The sequence below is a fragment of the Flavobacterium rhamnosiphilum genome, assembly GCF_004349195.1.
Taxonomy (GTDB): Bacteria; Bacteroidota; Bacteroidia; order Flavobacteriales; family Flavobacteriaceae; genus Flavobacterium; species Flavobacterium rhamnosiphilum.
On the sequence record NZ_SMLG01000002.1, the window covers coordinates 258,631 to 274,819 of the forward strand.

20 protein-coding genes are annotated in these 16,189 nt (G+C 33.7%); 15 read left to right on the top strand and 5 right to left on the bottom strand.

The genetic code is table 11. From position 1 onward, the window contains the following. Positions 1 to 58 precede the first annotated feature (58 nt). Positions 59 to 754, bottom strand: coding sequence for an OmpA family protein (locus E0I26_RS04655; protein WP_131915332.1), 696 nt, complete (start codon positions 752 to 754; stop codon positions 59 to 61). A gap of 14 nt (positions 755 to 768) precedes the next feature. Further along, positions 769 to 1,245, bottom strand: coding sequence for a lipocalin family protein (locus tag E0I26_RS04660; RefSeq protein ID WP_131915333.1), 477 nt, complete (start codon positions 1,243 to 1,245; stop codon positions 769 to 771). 180 nt (positions 1,246 to 1,425) lie between these two features. Here E0I26_RS04660 and htpG point away from each other — a divergent pair, with 180 nt between their 5' ends. Continuing rightward, on the top strand, positions 1,426 to 3,327 hold the full coding sequence (gene htpG, locus E0I26_RS04665) for a molecular chaperone HtpG (protein ID WP_131915334.1): 1,902 nt from the start codon (positions 1,426 to 1,428) through the stop codon (positions 3,325 to 3,327). A 29-nt stretch (positions 3,328 to 3,356) separates the two neighbouring features. Here htpG and E0I26_RS16460 read toward each other — a convergent pair whose 3' ends face one another. After that, entirely contained in the window at positions 3,357 to 3,500 is a 144-nt protein-coding gene (locus E0I26_RS16460) for a hypothetical protein (RefSeq protein WP_165929405.1), read from the bottom strand. Positions 3,501 to 3,785: 285 nt separating this feature from the next. On the opposite strand from E0I26_RS16460, the gene E0I26_RS04670 reads away from it, so the two are divergent. Continuing rightward, positions 3,786 to 4,469 (top strand): hypothetical protein, encoded by a 684-nt coding sequence (locus E0I26_RS04670; RefSeq protein WP_131915335.1) that lies wholly within the window; start codon positions 3,786 to 3,788, stop codon positions 4,467 to 4,469. Positions 4,470 to 4,612: 143 nt separating this feature from the next. On the opposite strand, the gene E0I26_RS04675 is transcribed toward E0I26_RS04670, so the two are convergent. After that, positions 4,613 to 5,080, bottom strand: coding sequence for a hypothetical protein (locus E0I26_RS04675; RefSeq protein WP_131915336.1), 468 nt, complete (start codon positions 5,078 to 5,080; stop codon positions 4,613 to 4,615). Between the two features lie 384 nt (positions 5,081 to 5,464). On the opposite strand from E0I26_RS04675, the gene E0I26_RS04680 reads away from it, so the two are divergent. Together E0I26_RS04680 and E0I26_RS04685 are read left to right on the top strand one after the other, a co-directional pair. Next, positions 5,465 to 5,980: a YybH family protein gene (locus tag E0I26_RS04680; protein WP_131915337.1), complete on the top strand. Its 516-nt coding sequence runs from the start codon at positions 5,465 to 5,467 to the stop codon at positions 5,978 to 5,980. 109 nt (positions 5,981 to 6,089) lie between these two features. Then, positions 6,090 to 6,605 carry a TlpA family protein disulfide reductase gene (locus E0I26_RS04685; protein WP_131915338.1) on the top strand — a complete coding sequence of 172 codons (516 nt, stop codon included), beginning with the start codon at positions 6,090 to 6,092 and terminating at the stop codon, positions 6,603 to 6,605. Positions 6,606 to 6,647: 42 nt separating this feature from the next. Here the strand turns inward: E0I26_RS04685 and E0I26_RS04690 are convergent, their stop codons facing one another. Then, positions 6,648 to 8,753, bottom strand: a complete 2,106-nt coding sequence (locus E0I26_RS04690; protein ID WP_131915339.1) for a TonB-dependent receptor domain-containing protein — start codon at positions 8,751 to 8,753, stop codon at positions 6,648 to 6,650. A 132-nt stretch (positions 8,754 to 8,885) separates the two neighbouring features. Here E0I26_RS04690 and E0I26_RS04695 point away from each other — a divergent pair, with 132 nt between their 5' ends. From E0I26_RS04695 to E0I26_RS04745, 11 genes are all read left to right on the top strand, one after another. Beyond that, positions 8,886 to 9,071 (top strand): DUF2721 domain-containing protein, encoded by a 186-nt coding sequence (locus E0I26_RS04695; RefSeq protein ID WP_235831713.1) that lies wholly within the window; start codon positions 8,886 to 8,888, stop codon positions 9,069 to 9,071. Between the two features lie 157 nt (positions 9,072 to 9,228). Further along, positions 9,229 to 10,125, top strand: coding sequence for an EamA family transporter (locus E0I26_RS04700; RefSeq protein ID WP_131915340.1), 897 nt, complete (start codon positions 9,229 to 9,231; stop codon positions 10,123 to 10,125). A gap of 83 nt (positions 10,126 to 10,208) precedes the next feature. Next, positions 10,209 to 10,574, top strand: a complete 366-nt coding sequence (locus E0I26_RS04705; protein WP_131915341.1) for a DoxX family protein — start codon at positions 10,209 to 10,211, stop codon at positions 10,572 to 10,574. 16 nt (positions 10,575 to 10,590) lie between these two features. Continuing rightward, positions 10,591 to 11,298, top strand: a complete 708-nt coding sequence (gene aqpZ, locus E0I26_RS04710) for an aquaporin Z (RefSeq protein ID WP_131915342.1) — start codon at positions 10,591 to 10,593, stop codon at positions 11,296 to 11,298. Positions 11,299 to 11,366: 68 nt separating this feature from the next. Beyond that, positions 11,367 to 11,969, top strand: coding sequence for an alpha-ketoglutarate-dependent dioxygenase AlkB family protein (locus E0I26_RS04715; RefSeq protein WP_131915343.1), 603 nt, complete (start codon positions 11,367 to 11,369; stop codon positions 11,967 to 11,969). Between the two features lie 45 nt (positions 11,970 to 12,014). Further along, a complete protein-coding gene (locus E0I26_RS04720; RefSeq protein ID WP_131915344.1) occupies positions 12,015 to 12,842 on the top strand; it encodes a sterol desaturase family protein in 828 nt (275 codons plus the stop codon). 118 nt (positions 12,843 to 12,960) lie between these two features. Further along, positions 12,961 to 13,239, top strand: coding sequence for a DUF2805 domain-containing protein (locus E0I26_RS04725; protein WP_131915345.1), 279 nt, complete (start codon positions 12,961 to 12,963; stop codon positions 13,237 to 13,239). Positions 13,240 to 13,409: 170 nt separating this feature from the next. Continuing rightward, the gene (locus E0I26_RS04730; protein ID WP_131915346.1) at positions 13,410 to 13,688 is read left to right on the top strand and encodes a DUF2089 family protein; all 279 of its coding nucleotides are present in this window, start codon (positions 13,410 to 13,412) and stop codon (positions 13,686 to 13,688) included. 143 nt (positions 13,689 to 13,831) lie between these two features. After that, positions 13,832 to 14,413, top strand: a complete 582-nt coding sequence (locus E0I26_RS04735) for a YIP1 family protein (protein ID WP_131915347.1) — start codon at positions 13,832 to 13,834, stop codon at positions 14,411 to 14,413. Positions 14,414 to 14,415: 2 nt separating this feature from the next. Further along, the gene (locus tag E0I26_RS04740; RefSeq protein WP_131915348.1) at positions 14,416 to 14,760 is read left to right on the top strand and encodes a hypothetical protein; all 345 of its coding nucleotides are present in this window, start codon (positions 14,416 to 14,418) and stop codon (positions 14,758 to 14,760) included. Position 14,761: 1 nt separating this feature from the next. After that, a complete protein-coding gene (locus E0I26_RS04745) occupies positions 14,762 to 16,165 on the top strand; it encodes an alpha/beta hydrolase family protein (RefSeq protein WP_131915349.1) in 1,404 nt (467 codons plus the stop codon). The last annotated feature ends 24 nt before the right edge of the window (positions 16,166 to 16,189 follow it).

The following is a 16,189-nucleotide window of genomic DNA, read 5'->3' on the forward strand; positions in this document are numbered from 1 at the left end:
AGGCACAAAAAAAGGCTGCTTCTTGACGAAACAGCCTTTGTTTATATAGTATTTTTGCTTAGTTTTTAACCTCCGATTTTGCATCTTGAATCATTTTTTCATTTGCAGTAATAGCAAACTCAACACGACGGTTTTGACTTCTACCGTCAACCGTTTCGTTTGATGCAATTGGATCAGCAATTCCTAAACCAGTTACTTGAAATCTACTGGAAGAAACTCCTTTGCTAGTTAAATAATTTCTAACTGACGCGGCTCTTTCTCCTGAAAGTTTTAAGTTATAATCCGCTGGACCAGTACTGTCTGTATATCCGTAAATCGTAATATTAGTATCTGGATATTCCGAAAAAACAGGAACCAATTTATCTAAATTTGCTTTTGCATTAGCAGTCAAAGTAGATTTATTAGTATCAAAACGCACCGCATTTTCATTCAAAACTAATTTAATCCCTTCTCCTACACGAACTACTTCAGCTCCCGGAAGTGCAGCATCGATTTCTCTTGCTTGTTTGTCCATTTTGTTACCAATAACGCCACCGGCAACTCCACCAATAACACCACCTAATACTGCTCCCATTGCACCTTTACCGCCTTTACCAAGATTGTTCCCAAGAACACCTCCTATTACAGCTCCTGCAACAGCACCTATTCCTGCTCCTCTTTGCGTTTTATTCGTGTTTTTTACTGCTTCACAACTGGTGAACATTGAACCTATAATCATTATTGTTGCCATTGCAACTATTGAAATCTTTTTCATATCTGAATTTTTTATTAATTAACTTTTTGAAATTGGTACACTACATTCGTCATTTTTCCTCCAACATCGATTTTATCAATCAACTGAAAAGAAGACACTGTTTGATTGGCTACGTATAAAATATATCCATCTCTAACTTTTCTTGCTTTTTCACCCGCATCAAGAATTTTTAGGACAAACTGACCATCATTATTTACAAACCAAGTAATTGGCGAGCTAAATGACACACAATTTGTTTTTGTCAAAGCCATATTCCCTTTGTTATTATTCGAAATAAATGTCCATGTACTTCCTACAAAACATTCTGAATCCGCAAGTTGAAAACTATTCACTTTGATATATTGTGATCCTGGATACGTTACGGAACTAATTACCCAATTTCCTTTCATTGCAACTTGAGTTTTTCTATCTGTATTCGTACTTGTCACTGATGTTGACTTACAGGCAAACATCAAAACAGCTAACGTGCATAATAAAATTATTTTTTTCATTTTCTTAAATTTAATGAATTAATACTTACACAAAGATACAATGCAATGAAAAGAAAATTGTTTCAAAATTAAATTATTTTATATCAAAATTAACGCCTACGACAATTTGTCACTTCAATTGTAATTGGTATTCTATTTGAAAGGATCATATCCATTAAAATAAACTTAAAAATTCAAAATATGACAACAGGTAAAATTAATGTTTCGGTAGAGAACATCTTTCCCTTAATCAAGAAATTCTTATACAGTGATCACGAAATTTTCTTGCGTGAATTGATTTCTAATGGTACTGATGCTACTTTAAAATTAAAACATTTAACAAGCATTGGCGAAGCCAAAGTAGAATACGGCAACCCAATTATCGAAGTAAAAATCGATAAGGAAGGCAAAAAACTGCATATCATCGATCAAGGTTTAGGAATGACTGCGGATGAAGTGGAAAAATACATCAACCAAGTGGCATTTTCCGGTGCAGAAGAATTTTTGGACAAATACAAAGACTCCGCTAAAGATTCCGGAATCATTGGACATTTTGGTCTTGGTTTTTATTCCGCTTTTATGGTTGCCCAAAAAGTGGAAATCATCACTAAATCGTTCAAAGACGAACCTGCTGCACACTGGACTTGCGACGGAAGCCCGGAATTTACATTAGAACCTGCTGACAAAACCACGCGTGGAACAGAAATAATTTTGCATATCGCCGAAGATTCTTTGGAATTCTTGGAAGAATACAAAATCAAAGAACTGTTAAATAAATACAATAAGTTCATGCCTATTCCAATTAAATTTGGAACAAAAAAGGAAAAAATAGAGCAAAAAAAGGGTGAGTTTGTTGAATCTGAAAACAAAGAAGAAACGTTTACGGAAGTTGAAGTAGACAACATCATCAACAATCCAAACCCGGCTTGGACTAAACAACCAACTGAATTATCAGCAGAGGATTATAAGAATTTCTACCATGAATTGTATCCGATGCAATTTGAAGAACCGTTATTCCACATTCATTTAAATGTAGATTATCCGTTCAACTTAACCGGTATTTTGTATTTTCCAAAATTAGGTTCGGATTTACAAATTCAGAAAGACAAAATCCAATTGTACCAAAATCAAGTGTATGTAACGGATAATGTAGAAGGAATTGTTCCTGAATTTTTAATGATGCTAAAAGGTGTTGTTGATTCACCGGACATTCCATTGAACGTCTCTCGTTCTGGATTACAAGCTGATGCTGCGGTGAAGAAAATCTCAAATTACATCACTCGTAAAGTAGCCGATAAATTAAAATCTTTGTTCACTGAAAACCGTGAAGATTTTGAACAAAAATGGAACGACATCAAAATCGTTTTAGAATACGGAATGCTTTCTGAAGATAAATTCTACGAAAAAGCAGGCGCTTTTGTTTTGTATCCAACAGTTGATGGCAAATATTTTACATTAGAAGAATTAAAAGAAAATTTTGCTGCTAATCAAACAGACAAAGACGGAAAATTAGTTGTTTTATATGCTGGAAATAAAGAAGCGCAACACTCTTATATCGAAATTGCAAAAGACAAAGGATATGAAGTATTGCTACTGGATTCACCGATTATCTCGCATTTAATTCAAAAAATTGAAGGCGACAACAGCAACATGACTTTTGTGCGTGTCGATTCTGACCATATTGATAATTTAATCAAGAAAGAGGAAACTACTATTTCTAAATTATCTGAGGAAGAACAAACCAACTTGAAAACAGTTTTAGAAGCTATTGTTCCTAAACAAACCTATTCCGTACAACTGGAAGCTTTAGACAGTAATGCTTCCCCATTTATCATCACGCAACCGGAATTTATGCGTAGAATGAAAGAAATGAGTCAGTCTGGCGGCGGTGGAATGTTCGGAATGGGAAATATGCCGGAAATGTACAATTTAGTGGTAAATACCAATTCTGAATTGGCGACAAGCATTCTAAACAACAAAGACAAATCAGCTCAGGAAAGTTTGGTAAAACAAGCGCTTGACTTAGCTAAATTATCACAAAACCTATTAAAAGGCGAAGCTTTAACGGCATTCGTAAAAAGAAGTTTTGAGATGATTAAATAAGAACATTAGACTTTTAGATCGTTAGATTATTAGACTAAACCTGCAAGCGTAAACTTGCAGGTTTTTTGTTTAGGAGCAGTACAGCCGTTTTTCATAAGAACGCCTCGTCCTGCTGTACATTGCAATCCACGCTGATTACTTCGTTCCTCGCAATGACAGCGTGGGATTTTCATTGCCATCAGGGCTATTTAGAACGTTTTTATTTTAAAAAGAACTAATTTTAAAAAACTATACATGTACAAAAAGTATGTTTGATGATTTATAATATTTTTTCATATATTGGCTAAAACATAAAGCATGACTCTTATCATACATATACACCCAAAGCGGGTAGATAAGTATGATTTTGTAATACATAAACGAGTTGTGCGTCATTGTAGAAAAACCTGTAAAATAAATAAAAATTCGTATAAATGAATTTTTTTGAAAAATCAATATTAAGCATTAAAAATCAAAGAATGATATTTCATTCAGAACACGATTTAAAGTTTGCATTTGCTATTGCACTTAAAGAGAATAATCCTGATTTTCAGATTAGACTAGAAAGACCAGTTGATATTGAGATGGTTGATAGAAATAATAAAAAATCTGTTGTGCGAGCACCAATTGACATATTAATCATAGATAAAGACGGTAATACTATTCCCATAGAATTAAAATACAAAACAAAAAAGGCTAATATTAATCTCGATGGAGAAAACTATTTATTAGCTGAGCATAGTGCAACAGATTCTGGACGATTTAGTTTCAGAAAAGATATTTATAGAATTGAAAACTATAAATCAAAATATTCAAACTGCAAAGTTGGATATGTATTTATTCTTACTAATGACGAGGCATATTCAAAAAATAATGTTTTTCAAAAAGATAATATTGACAAGTATTTTTCATTTCATCACGGAGGATTAATAAATCGATTGGACAAAAGTTGGAATTACGAAAGTCTTGATGAAACTAAATACACTTTCGATAAGAATGATAATACTTGGAATAATATCCAATCAAAGAAACATTGGAGTTGTAATAAAGAGTATTTTTATAAGTTAGACTTATTGCAGGAGTACGTAGTAGATTGGAAAGAATATTCCAAAATAGGAGATTCTGTTTTTAAATATTGTCTGATTAAAGTGGATATGCAATAAGATTAAAAACCTCGTGCCCATAAACAAAATCAAATTTTTTGTAATTTCATTTAGAAGGATCATCGATCCGATTACTGCTATAAAAATAAATAAAGCCGTTCTTTCTAAACAAGAAAAAACGGCTTTTTGCAAACTTCAATATATTAAAAAATACCTAATCGTACGCTGGGGGCTCGCACGCCTATTTGTGTATTTACCGAAGTATTGCTTGGTCTTCTTTGATAATTTCTTTGATCATATTCATAATAATAAAATCCTGCGTGTCCATAAAAGAAATCGCTGTGATAACAATGGACATCACAATGAGAATGATGCGCTGTATAAACATCTTCCTTACTTGAAATATAGGCCTGATACGCTTTTCTATTCTTTTTCTTTAACTCCTTTTCGTACTCTTTTTGCTCTTCCCAAAAAGCTTTCTCTTCGGCTTTAGTTTTAGCCTTAAATGTCAACTCATAATTGGCATCTTCACTACCCCTTTGTTGATAATAAGTAATTTTATCTGGATTGACATTTATGCTTGTTTCACTTTTTACACTGGCTTCTTGTGCATGTACTGTTGCTATTGTTCCCGAAAAAAACAGGATCAGTAAAGATTTAATTGTTTTCATGATTATAAATTTTTGTTACAGTTACTATCTTTTTTATTTCTAACTTCAATAGATAAGACAACTATAAAGCACTTTACCCTACCAAAAAATTATATTATTTTAAAAACGTACCGAGATACTGCAAATTGACAACTCATCCAACTCCGCATTCAAAAATACTAACAACGAAAACACAGTAAAATACAAGTTCATTCTTGAAGTTTTTTTGCTTATCAAAACTGCAATTTTGTTACAATCAAAAAATAGTATCACAATATATCTAAAACTATAACAAATTGTTATTCAAATAATTATAAAGATACTCATGTTAAATATGTTAAAATAATCAATATCTTTATGGTGCTTTTTATGAAATATCAATTTTTAATCTAAAAAAATGCAACCATGAGAAAAAGTTTAAATTTTATTAAATCCACAATTGTGTCTGTCACAGTAACAACACTATTATTGGTATTGGTTAGTTGTAATACTTCCCAAAAAGAGAAAGAAACCACATTTGACAAAATCGCTGCCAAGGAAGCGATTGCAAAAGAAAACAAGATTTTTACTGACGCATTTAATAAAGGGGACTCGATAGGAGCCGCCATGACTTATGCTACTGATGCCAAATTCATGCCTTCGAATCAGAAAGCGGTATCCGGAAGAAAAAACATCCAAACAACAATAGCAGGATATATTAAAGCCGGGGAGATTAATTTAAGTATAAAACCCGTAGAAGTTTGGGGCGACGAAATGATGCTGACCGTGGAAGAAGAATGGTCTATGACCGATAAAGACGGAAAAGAAGTCGACCGTGGAAAGGCATTGGAATTATGGAAAATGGAAGATGGAAAATGGAAACTTTTCCGTGATTGTTTTAATTCTGATTTGCCTTGTATGCCTCCTCCTCCATCCAAATAGAGAATTCGGTTTTGGATTATTAGATATGAATCGGATCGATTACAAACAACCTGCAAGCATAAAGTTGCAGGTTTTTTTGTACATTAGCTACAATAAAAATTAAAAAAACATGAAAAAAAGAATTATTTTAGTTTGTTTATTTATGAGTTTAGCCGATATTTATGGACAAGATTATCAAAAAAGTAATGTAGTATCAGAAGGGCAGCAAGCACCAAACTTTACCATAAAATTAGAAAAAGGAAAAACAATTAATCTTGCTAGCTTAAAAGGAAAAGTCGTTTTACTAAATTTTTTCGCAACTTGGTGCGGTCCTTGTATGGTCGAAATGCCAATTTTGCAACAGGAAGTTTGGACCAAATACAAAGAAAATAAAAATTTTGCTTTAATGAGTTTCGGAAGAGGACATTCAGCGGAGGAAGTAAACCTATTTCGAGATAAAAAGAAATTTGATTTTCCTATTTATGCCGATAAAGACAAATCCGTTTATAATTTATTTGCTACACAATATATCCCAAGGAATTACCTTATTGATAAAAACGGAATTATTGTATATACATCTATTGGATACTCTCCTGAAGAATTTGAAAAAATGAAAGAAAAAATCAATGAATTGCTAAAGAATTAATGTAGATTTTTCAATTTTGTCTAGTCCTAAAAAAACAATCTGTTATTGATTTAAAAGGCCTCCCTCTTCTTTTTTCTCTTTATTTAATAAATTAGGATCTTCTTTAGCCAGTTTGTTTTTGGTCGGGATTTTGTAATTTATACTAAACCCAAATCGACGTGTATCGTTTTTATTAGCCAATAACAACGGCGTATTATAAGAGCTGAAAACAAATCGATTTGAATTGAGCACATCATCTGCACTTATGGAAACCGATAATTGATCCTTGAAAAACTTTTTAGAAAACGTTAAGTCCAAAGTGTTATTAAAAGGCTTCTCTGCAATAAAATAAAAATAATTTCCCTTAGACATGATATAATTAAAGTTGGCTACAAACTTGATGTCTTTTGGCAACAGAATTTGAGACATCAAATTAAACATCCAAAAACCATTGGTCGTAATTTCCGGGATTTGATGAAACTGATAGGCAGTATACACATACAAAAAGTTCATCTTATCCGGATTAACATTCATCTTCATGGTTTCTTTGAGTCCTTTTGTAAACAACATATACGGAATAGGCATTCCCACATTAAAGTTGTGGATTTTAATTTGCGGGACATTTACACTTGTATTTACAACAACGTCATCTGTAAGCAATACTCTGTTGATTACCTGATTTTTGGCAGAGCTAACATTATATCCGATGAAAGCGTAATCAAAAGCACTTAATTTTGCTTCGTAATTATCGAAAATGGTAGGTTGCAAATTAGGATTTCCAGCGTAATCCACATTTGGATTTTGATAATTAGTGTTGTTTGGATTTAAAGCGGAAGTACTTGGTAAACTGATTTTCTTGTTGTAATTGACATTAAAATGAACGGAATTACTGAAATTATATTGGGCACTCGCATTTGGAAAAAAGCGAAACTGTTTGAATGGAATTAAATTGGCTGTGTTGGTTTTACCGGTAATATTATAGTCCTCGGCTCTACCGCCAAGAACAAAATTGAACTTATCAAATTTAGATTGTAATTCTCCATAGGCTGCTGCCGTTTTTCGTTGATAATCCAGATTGACAATTTCCTTATTTTGGGTTTCAAAAAGAAGCGCTTCATACAAACCTCCAAAACTTATTTTCCCTTCATCTGAAAATGCAATGGGTTGAGAATAATCAAATTTAGCGTTATAAAATCGTTGCGTTGAAGCATTATCTAATATTGCAACATTATCAGTTCTTGAATTGAGTGTGAAATCATTTTGATTGCTGTTATAATTCAGTCTAAAATCCAATTTTTTAGCTTTATTCTCGAACTTCTTTTGGAAAGTAACGACAAAATCCTGACGCAAAGCATCCGTAAAGGAATCATCATTGGTACTAAATCCAGGGCCATTTCCTAATGTATTACTATTATTGTTGCTGTAATTTACATCGTAATTAAATAATAATCGGTCGTTGCCAATATCAAAAGTCACTGCTGATTTCACGAAATTAGTTCGCCCGATACGATCTGCATTGGTAGCAGAAAGTAAAGAGGTCGTATTATTCTCTTTTTTGGTCAATGAAGTCCACACCGCAGTTTCTCTGTAATTCTGTCCAACATTCAATTGCCATCCAAAATATTTATTCTTAGCACTCAATAACAAACTATTATTGATTCTCCATCGCAAATGGTCATAACTCGTAAAATTAGTACTGTTCGTGTACGTCGCGCTTAAATAATTCTTGGCATTTTTATTGGTGATAATATTCATAATTGCACCACCCGAAGTAGCAGGAAACTCAGCACCTGGTTGTGTTATGATTTCAATTTTTTCAATAGCATTTGCAGGCATTCCTTCCAAAAAAGAATTTAACTCGTTAGAAGTAATATTCAACGGTCTTCCATCCATAAAAACATCTAACTGCTTGCCTTGATACAACATCCCAGCAACATCAGAAGCGATAAGTCCGGGTAGTTTTTTAATCCCTTCTAGTACAGATCCGGAATTCAAACTGGGCTGGTCAGAAAAATCAAATATGGTTCTATCGGCTTTTTGTTCTATTGCTTTTTTAGTTTTTACAATCGCAACTTCATTCAATTCCACTGCTTTATTGGGTGTTTCTTGAGCCGTGATTGTAAATACCGCCCCTAAAAACAGCATGCTCAGTAAATGATTTTTTTTCATTGTTTCCATTTGTGTTATCCATTTAGTCTTGCTATGAAACAAAACGTTACTGGAAATGAAAATAATTTTCTAAAGCAGCTCTTCTAAAAGATTTATTTCTATTCAGAATAACGCCCCATTGAAACTCGTTTATTGGAAATCAAAAACCTAAATTTACGGTTGATACTGATTCGCTATATGCAAATTGCAGGCGTTTTAAGTCTGTTTTTATCCGTTTTTGCGCTGCTTTTATTGTTCTTGGAACAGCAAACGGCTGGGATTTATCTTTTGGGATTAAGTGTATTTAGTTTACCGGTTTCGTTAGGATTATCATTTTAGGAAATTAGTATTTCCGTAAATGCATTGCGATTGCATTTGAGTGATTTAGTTGTTAAAGAATCAAAACAGAATTAATGTCTCAAATATTAACTCCTAATTTATAACTCATAACTAAGAACTAAACCTTACCTTTGCCCGCTTTTTAAAATTGAAAAAAATGATAAAGAATAGTGTATTAAAAGGAGTTTTCTTAGTAGGTATAGGCGCAACGAGTTATGGAATGCTGGCTACTTTTGTAAAAATAGCCTACGGCGAAGGGTTCACCACACCCGAAGTTACCATTGCTCAATTTGCATATGGAATCCTGGGAATGCTGCTTATTAATACCTTTCAAAAAGCTAAAAAAGGGAATGACGTTGTAAAAGCTTCCAAGAAAAACATTACTCAGTTAATGCTTGCCGGAACTTCTCTGGGAATGACGAGTATTTTTTATTATTTGGCGGTCAAATACATTCCTGTTTCCATTGCTATCGTTTTACTGATGCAAACCGTTTGGATGGGCGTTTTATTCGAAATGATTTTAGAAAAGAAAAGACCTTCCACTCAAAAAATAGTTTCCGTAGTCATTGTATTAATTGGAACCGCACTTGCCACAAATCTTATTCAAAGCAAAGTAGAATTAGACTGGCGCGGTATCGTTTTAGGGCTTTTATCTGCGACTTCCTTCACCACAACTATGTTTACCGCTAATCGTGTGGCAACGCACATTTCCTCAGCACAACGCAGTTTGTTTATGCTTCTTGGTGGTGCAGTTATTGTCACTGGATTTGCAATTGCGACACAAACCACCCCTTTCAATTTTGACATTTTCATGAAATGGGGAATAATACTGGCTCTTTTTGGGACTATAATTCCGCCTTTATTGTTCAATGCCGGTTTTCCGCTTACAGGGATTGGGTTAGGAAGTATTGTTTCTGCACTGGAACTTCCCGTATCAGTACTGATGGCGTATTTTCTTTTGAGTGAAAACGTGACTCTAATCCAATGGTTTGGAATTGTTTTAATTATTCTGGCGATTGTGATTATGAATGTAAACTTTAAGAAGACTACCTAGATTTCCATCTAAAGATAAAATTATCCATACAATAGCGTTAATCCTGTTAAAATTTTTATAAATTCGTAACAAACATTCTTGTTATGAATTTACCTTGGCATTTATATGTAATGGCTTTTGTTTTCCTAGTAGCAGGAATTAATCATTTCAGAAACCCTCGTCTTTATTTAAAAATCATCCCTCCTTATTTCCCGAATCCAAAATTATTAAACTACATCAGTGGTTTAGCTGAAATAATTTTAGGTATCGCGCTCTGCATTCCTTTACTTTCAAACTATGCTGCTTGGGGAATTATAGCCTTATTGATTGCCATTTTTCCAACGCATCTCTATATGTATTTTGACGAGAAAGCAAGAATGGGCTTGCCTAAATGGGTTTTACTGCTTCGAATGCCTTTACAATTATTTTTAATGTACTGGGCTTTTCAATACACATTATTCAACAATTAACTTTAAATTATCTATTATGAAAAAACTATTTGCAGAATTTTTTGGAACGTATTGGTTGGTATTTGGCGGTTGTGGCAGCGCACTTTTTGCTGCTGGAATTCCTGATTTAGGAATTGGATTTGCGGGAGTTTCGCTGGCTTTTGGTTTAACAGTTTTGACCATGGCGTATGCCGTAGGCCATATTTCAGGAGGTCATTTTAATCCCGCTGTTTCTTTCGGATTATGGGCAGGCGGTAGATTCTCTGCCAAAGAATTAGTCCCCTACATCATTGCGCAATGTGTTGGCGCCATTGCCGCAGCCGGAACTTTATACACAATCGCTTCCGGGAAAGCAGGTTTTATGATAGACAATACTAAAGCGGGTGCTTTTGCTTCCAATGGATTTGGTACTTTATCTCCGGACGGTTATTCGATGCAAGCGGCTTTTATAGCTGAATTTGTGTTGACTTTATTTTTCGTATTGGTTATCCTTGGTGCAACCGATAAGTTTGCCAACGGAAAATTCGCAGGGATTGCCATCGGTTTTGCCCTAACCTTAATTCACTTAATCAGTATTCCCATCACCAATACTTCCGTAAATCCGGCAAGATCATTGTCACAGGCATTATTTGTAGGTGGCGAGCCTTTATCCCAAGTATGGCTGTTTTGGCTTGCGCCAATTCTGGGAGCCATTGTGGCGGGATTTATATATAAAAATCTGTTACAGGATACTTCAGAAGCATAACCCGAATAATTTATTCTAAAGAGAAAAATGTAGCTTCAACGTTACATTTTTCTCTTTATTTTTGTAAAATGAATTCACTTTTTCAATCGGAACCGATACATCTTAATTTACTTGATGCGGAAATCATTTATTATCCTGCTTTTTTTGATAAAAAGGAAGCTGATGCCATTTATAATGAATTAGTGAATACTATTCCATGGCAACAGGACGAAATTACAGTATTTGGCAAAAAGCATTTACAACCCCGATTGACGGCTTTATTTGGAAATGAAGGAAAGCCCTACTCTTATTCGAATATAAAAATGCAAACGCATCCTTGGAATTTGCTTTTGCAAAAGTTAAAAACGAAAATCGAAAATGTCTCCGATGACAATTTCACAACCGTTTTACTCAACTACTATCGCGACGGAAAAGACAGTAACGGCTGGCACGCCGATAACGAAAAAGAATTAGGAATAAACCCAATAATTGCTTCTGTAAGTTTTGGTGCGGAACGTACGTTTCAACTAAAACATAATCTCTACAAAGACCAGAAAAAAAGTATCGTTTTGGAACACGGCAGTTTATTACTGATGAAAGGAACAACGCAGCATTACTGGAAACACCAAATCCCAAAAACCGCAAAACCCATTGGCCCCAGAATAAATGGTACCTTTCGAGTAATCAAATAATTATTTTCAATAAAAATCATTAAATTTGGAATAAATACTCCAATTATGAATGATATTATTGCTTATTTTTCTACAATTCCATCTTCACACAGAAGCTTAATTCTTGTTGGGGGAATCACTTTTTTTTGGTTGATAGAAAATGCTTTTCCGCTTTTTAACTTCACGTACAAAAAATGGCATCATGCGGGTATTAATATCTTTATGACTTTCACCACTATTGTAATCAATTTTTGTTTGGCGTTTATTTTATTAAAATCAGCCGATTGGACTATTGCTGCTAATTTTGGAATTTTACAATGGCTGCCTGAAATGCCTTTGTGGCTTTATGCGCTTATCGGATTGCTTTTACTGGATTTAATTGGCGCTTATCTGGTACATTTAGTAGAACACAAAACTAAATTTTTATGGCGTTTCCATCTCATTCATCATACCGATACTTGGATTGACACCACATCAGCAAACAGGCATCATCCCGGAGAAAGTGTCATCCGGTTTACCTTTACAACACTGGGCGTTTTAATCGTAGGAAGTCCCATGTGGATGGTTTTCCTTTACCAAACATTATCCGTTGTGGCGACTCAATTCAATCACGCTAACATTTCATTACCTAAAAAACTAGATACTATTTTGAGTTATTTTATCGTTTCTCCTGATATGCATAAAGTTCACCATCACTATGTTTTACCGTATACTGATAGTAATTATGGAAATATATTTTCTATTTGGGACCGGCTTTTTGGAACCTTTATGACGCTTCCAAAAGAAGAAATCATCTACGGTATCGACACACACCCGAAACCTGAAGAGCACAATGAATTAAAAAATTTATTAAAAATCCCCTTTCAAAAACAACCATTGAAGGAAAATAGTTAAAAAGTATAAAAAAAATGATCTTTTGAGAAAAAGTAATTATTTTTTTTCTTAATATTGAATGAAATTAGAAATGCCATTTATTAATCATTAACAACTTATTTGAATTAATTTTCACGTGATGAAAAAGAGTAACCGTAAAGAATTGAACTGGGAGCAAACAGAAAAACTTGTTACATTGGCTTTAGAAGAAAAAAATCCTTTTGAAATCATAAAAAAAGAATTTGGTTTAGCAGAAAAAGAAGTTCTGGAGATTATGAAAAAGAAGCTGCCGGCAGAAAAATTTGAAATGTGGAAAAAGAAAGCTACTGCAAATAAACCAAAACCAAAACCCGTTAAAATAGATGATTTTGATGAAGATTTGGATGGAAAATATTACATAAAAAACAAATTAGACTAAAAATAAAACTCCTGAAATTCGGGAGTTTTTTTGTTAGGTACCCGAACGAAAAACCTGCAATTATACCACAAGGTTTTTAGCGTAGATACTAAACAATATTAATTTTTAAATAAATATTATTAATTGTAAATTAAATATTGTTTAACTTCGCATAATGTAAATCCAATATTATGCAACCCAAACTTCCTATACAATGTCCGAGTTGTGAAAACGCACTCTCGGTAACCCAGCTCAGCTGCGGGAATTGCTCAACTATAGTTTCCGGCAATTATTCCTTACCGCTATTGCTTCAAATCTCCGAAGAAGAGCAAAATTTCATCCTTCAATTTTTCCTGAGCAGCGGCAGCCTAAAAGAAATGGCTTCGCAAATGGGAAACAGTTACCCCACCGTGAGAAATAAGCTGGATGATATCATTCAAAAAATAAAAAACCTCACCCCCTCCCCATAGCTATCGGGACCCTCTCTAGATCCCTTCGTTCCGATAGCTATCGGAACTCGGAATGACAGGGAGCCGAAGCTGGATAAAAAAATGGTTTTATTCACAAACCACAAAAACTCATAATCTTTAACTCATAACCTCTAATCTCATCGATGAAAACTTTACTTTTTAATCCATTCGAAAAATATTCAGATAGAACCCTAATTGCTTTTGGCCTGTTGTTTAGCCTGATTGGCGGGTATTTGGGTTTCGTTTTCAATGCCCGCTTTGATGGAGTTATTGATTTGCATTTTGTGGAAAAAGTCAGCGTTTACCAACCTCTTTTTGACATTGCAATAGACATCTTCTGTTCCTCAATTTTATTATTTTCGGTTGGAAAACTGATCAACAATAAGACACGATTTATTGATATTCTTTCAGTTAGTATGATTGCCAGAATTCCATTCTATTTTCTTTCCTTTTTTAATATCAATAATTTGATGTACAACATTTCAAAAAGAATATTATCAATGATTGCCCCAGAAAAAATCCACAATTTTGTCATAACGGATATACCTGTTCTTCTTGTCGTTTCAATGACCACAATTCTTTTTTTGATATGGCTCATCGTTTTACTTTACAACGGATTCAAAGTCGCCACTAATGCCAAAGAAACAAAACACACCCTGTTTTTTATTGGCGCATTGATTTTTGCTGAGATTCTTTCAAAAATTCTAATCATAACCCTTAATTAATCATGGTAGCTGTAACATCAAACGAGAATGAATTTGTTTTTGATATTCTCAGAAGTCATAAATTTTGGGCTTTCGAAAATAAGATTAGAGTACCGAAAGATAAAATAATCCGAGCCTATCAAAGTAATGATGAATTTACCTTTTGGATCGGTTGGAAAATGCCCGGTACCCAATTACCATGGGTTATTACAGCTGGAACTTATATAAAAAAAGGAAAACGCAATTTTTGGGATGTTTGCAATAAAAAAAAAGCAATTATTGTCGAACTCAAAGATTCCTATTACAATAAACTGATCATTGAAGTCGAAAATCCGGAACAAATAATGAACTTATTAAACACAAAATAAAATGAAAAAATTAATACTGATTTTACTTACAGTTTTTACATCGTTAACTATTTACAGTCAAGACATCACTGGACAATGGAACGGAATTCTAAAAGTTCAAGGCATTCAATTAAGACTTGTCTTTAACATTACGAAAAATGAAAACGGTTTTAGCGCTACAATGGACAGTCCTGACCAAGGCGCAAAAGGCATTCCCGTTACTACAACTGCATTTGAGAATTCAAAATTGAAATTAGAAGTTGCCAACGCACGAATTGAATATAATGGAGAGCTAAAAGAAAAAGCTATAATTGGAACTTTTATGCAAAACGGACAATCTTTTCCGATGGATTTATCTAGGGAAAAAACAGAAAAAAAAGTTCTTGTAAGACCTCAAGAACCAAGCAAACCCTATTCCTACTATTCAGAAGAAATCAATTTCGAAAACAAAAAAGATAAAATAGTTTTAGCGGGAACTTTAACTTTACCAAAAAAAGGAGGTAATTATCCCGTTGTAATTCTAATAAGCGGAAGTGGCCCTCAAAATAGAGATGAGGAATTAATGGGACATAAACCATTTCTCGTAATTTCAGACTATTTTACAAAAAATGGAATAGCGGTGTTAAGATATGATGACAGAGGAGTTGCTCAATCGAAAGGAGATTTCAAAACTGCAACTTCGTTAGATTTTGCATCAGACGTTGAAAGTGCTATTGCTTATTTAAAAACAAGAAAAGAAATCAACAAAAATAAAATAGGCTTGGTGGGACATAGTGAAGGCGGAATTATTGCGCCTATGGTAGCCTCTAAATCGAAAGACGTGAATTGTATTGTTTTACTGGCTGGGACAGGAATTCCAGGAGACCAACTACTTTTATTGCAACAGGAATTAATGAGTAGAGCTTCAGGAGTAAGCGAAGTTGATATACAAAATAGTATAGCCTCGATGAAAAGAGCTGTTGGGATTATAAGTAAATCAACAAATTCAGAACAATTAAAAATTGAATTGACGGAATACATTAAAGCAGCCAATTCAAAAGGACCAGAAGAAATTGGAAAAATTAGTAAAGATGATTATATTAAATCCCAAGTGGATCAAATGACAAGTCCTTGGAATCAATATTTTATTAAATATAATCCCGCGACAGCATTAGAAAAAGTAAAATGTCCCGTTTTGGCAGTGAATGGAGAAAAAGACTTGCAAGTTCCTCCGAAAGAAAATTTGACCGCAATAAAAAATGCGCTTGAAAAGGGTGGAAATAAAAAAGTAACAATAAAAGAGTTTCCAAACTTGAATCATTTATTTCAAGAATGCAAAACGGGTTCCCCAAATGAATATGCCGAAATCGAACAGACTTTTTCACCGACAGCATTAGACGAAATTACAAAATGGATACTAAACCAAAATAAAAATTCCCGCCAATAATCTCTTTGTAAAATCACTTTAAGA

Coding starts and splice junctions, on each gene's coding strand:
- E0I26_RS04705 (WP_131915341.1), top strand. CDS start 10,209: ATGAATTTACCTTGGCATTTATATGTAATGGCTTTTGTTTTCCTAGTA.
- E0I26_RS04660 (WP_131915333.1), bottom strand. CDS start 1,245: ATGAAAAAAATAATTTTATTATGCACGTTAGCTGTTTTGATGTTTGCC.
- E0I26_RS04725 (WP_131915345.1), top strand. CDS start 12,961: ATGAAAAAGAGTAACCGTAAAGAATTGAACTGGGAGCAAACAGAAAAA.
- E0I26_RS04700 (WP_131915340.1), top strand. CDS start 9,229: ATGATAAAGAATAGTGTATTAAAAGGAGTTTTCTTAGTAGGTATAGGC.
- E0I26_RS04685 (WP_131915338.1), top strand. CDS start 6,090: ATGAAAAAAAGAATTATTTTAGTTTGTTTATTTATGAGTTTAGCCGAT.
- E0I26_RS04730 (WP_131915346.1), top strand. CDS start 13,410: ATGCAACCCAAACTTCCTATACAATGTCCGAGTTGTGAAAACGCACTC.
- E0I26_RS16460 (WP_165929405.1), bottom strand. CDS start 3,500: ATGAAAATCCCACGCTGTCATTGCGAGGAACGAAGTAATCAGCGTGGA.
- E0I26_RS04670 (WP_131915335.1), top strand. CDS start 3,786: ATGATATTTCATTCAGAACACGATTTAAAGTTTGCATTTGCTATTGCA.
- E0I26_RS04745 (WP_131915349.1), top strand. CDS start 14,762: ATGAAAAAATTAATACTGATTTTACTTACAGTTTTTACATCGTTAACT.
- E0I26_RS04735 (WP_131915347.1), top strand. CDS start 13,832: ATGAAAACTTTACTTTTTAATCCATTCGAAAAATATTCAGATAGAACC.
- E0I26_RS04740 (WP_131915348.1), top strand. CDS start 14,416: ATGGTAGCTGTAACATCAAACGAGAATGAATTTGTTTTTGATATTCTC.
- E0I26_RS04675 (WP_131915336.1), bottom strand. CDS start 5,080: ATGAAAACAATTAAATCTTTACTGATCCTGTTTTTTTCGGGAACAATA.
- E0I26_RS04690 (WP_131915339.1), bottom strand. CDS start 8,753: ATGAAAAAAAATCATTTACTGAGCATGCTGTTTTTAGGGGCGGTATTT.
- E0I26_RS04680 (WP_131915337.1), top strand. CDS start 5,465: ATGAGAAAAAGTTTAAATTTTATTAAATCCACAATTGTGTCTGTCACA.
- E0I26_RS04715 (WP_131915343.1), top strand. CDS start 11,367: ATGAATTCACTTTTTCAATCGGAACCGATACATCTTAATTTACTTGAT.
- E0I26_RS04720 (WP_131915344.1), top strand. CDS start 12,015: ATGAATGATATTATTGCTTATTTTTCTACAATTCCATCTTCACACAGA.
- aqpZ (WP_131915342.1), top strand. CDS start 10,591: ATGAAAAAACTATTTGCAGAATTTTTTGGAACGTATTGGTTGGTATTT.
- htpG (WP_131915334.1), top strand. CDS start 1,426: ATGACAACAGGTAAAATTAATGTTTCGGTAGAGAACATCTTTCCCTTA.
- E0I26_RS04655 (WP_131915332.1), bottom strand. CDS start 754: ATGAAAAAGATTTCAATAGTTGCAATGGCAACAATAATGATTATAGGT.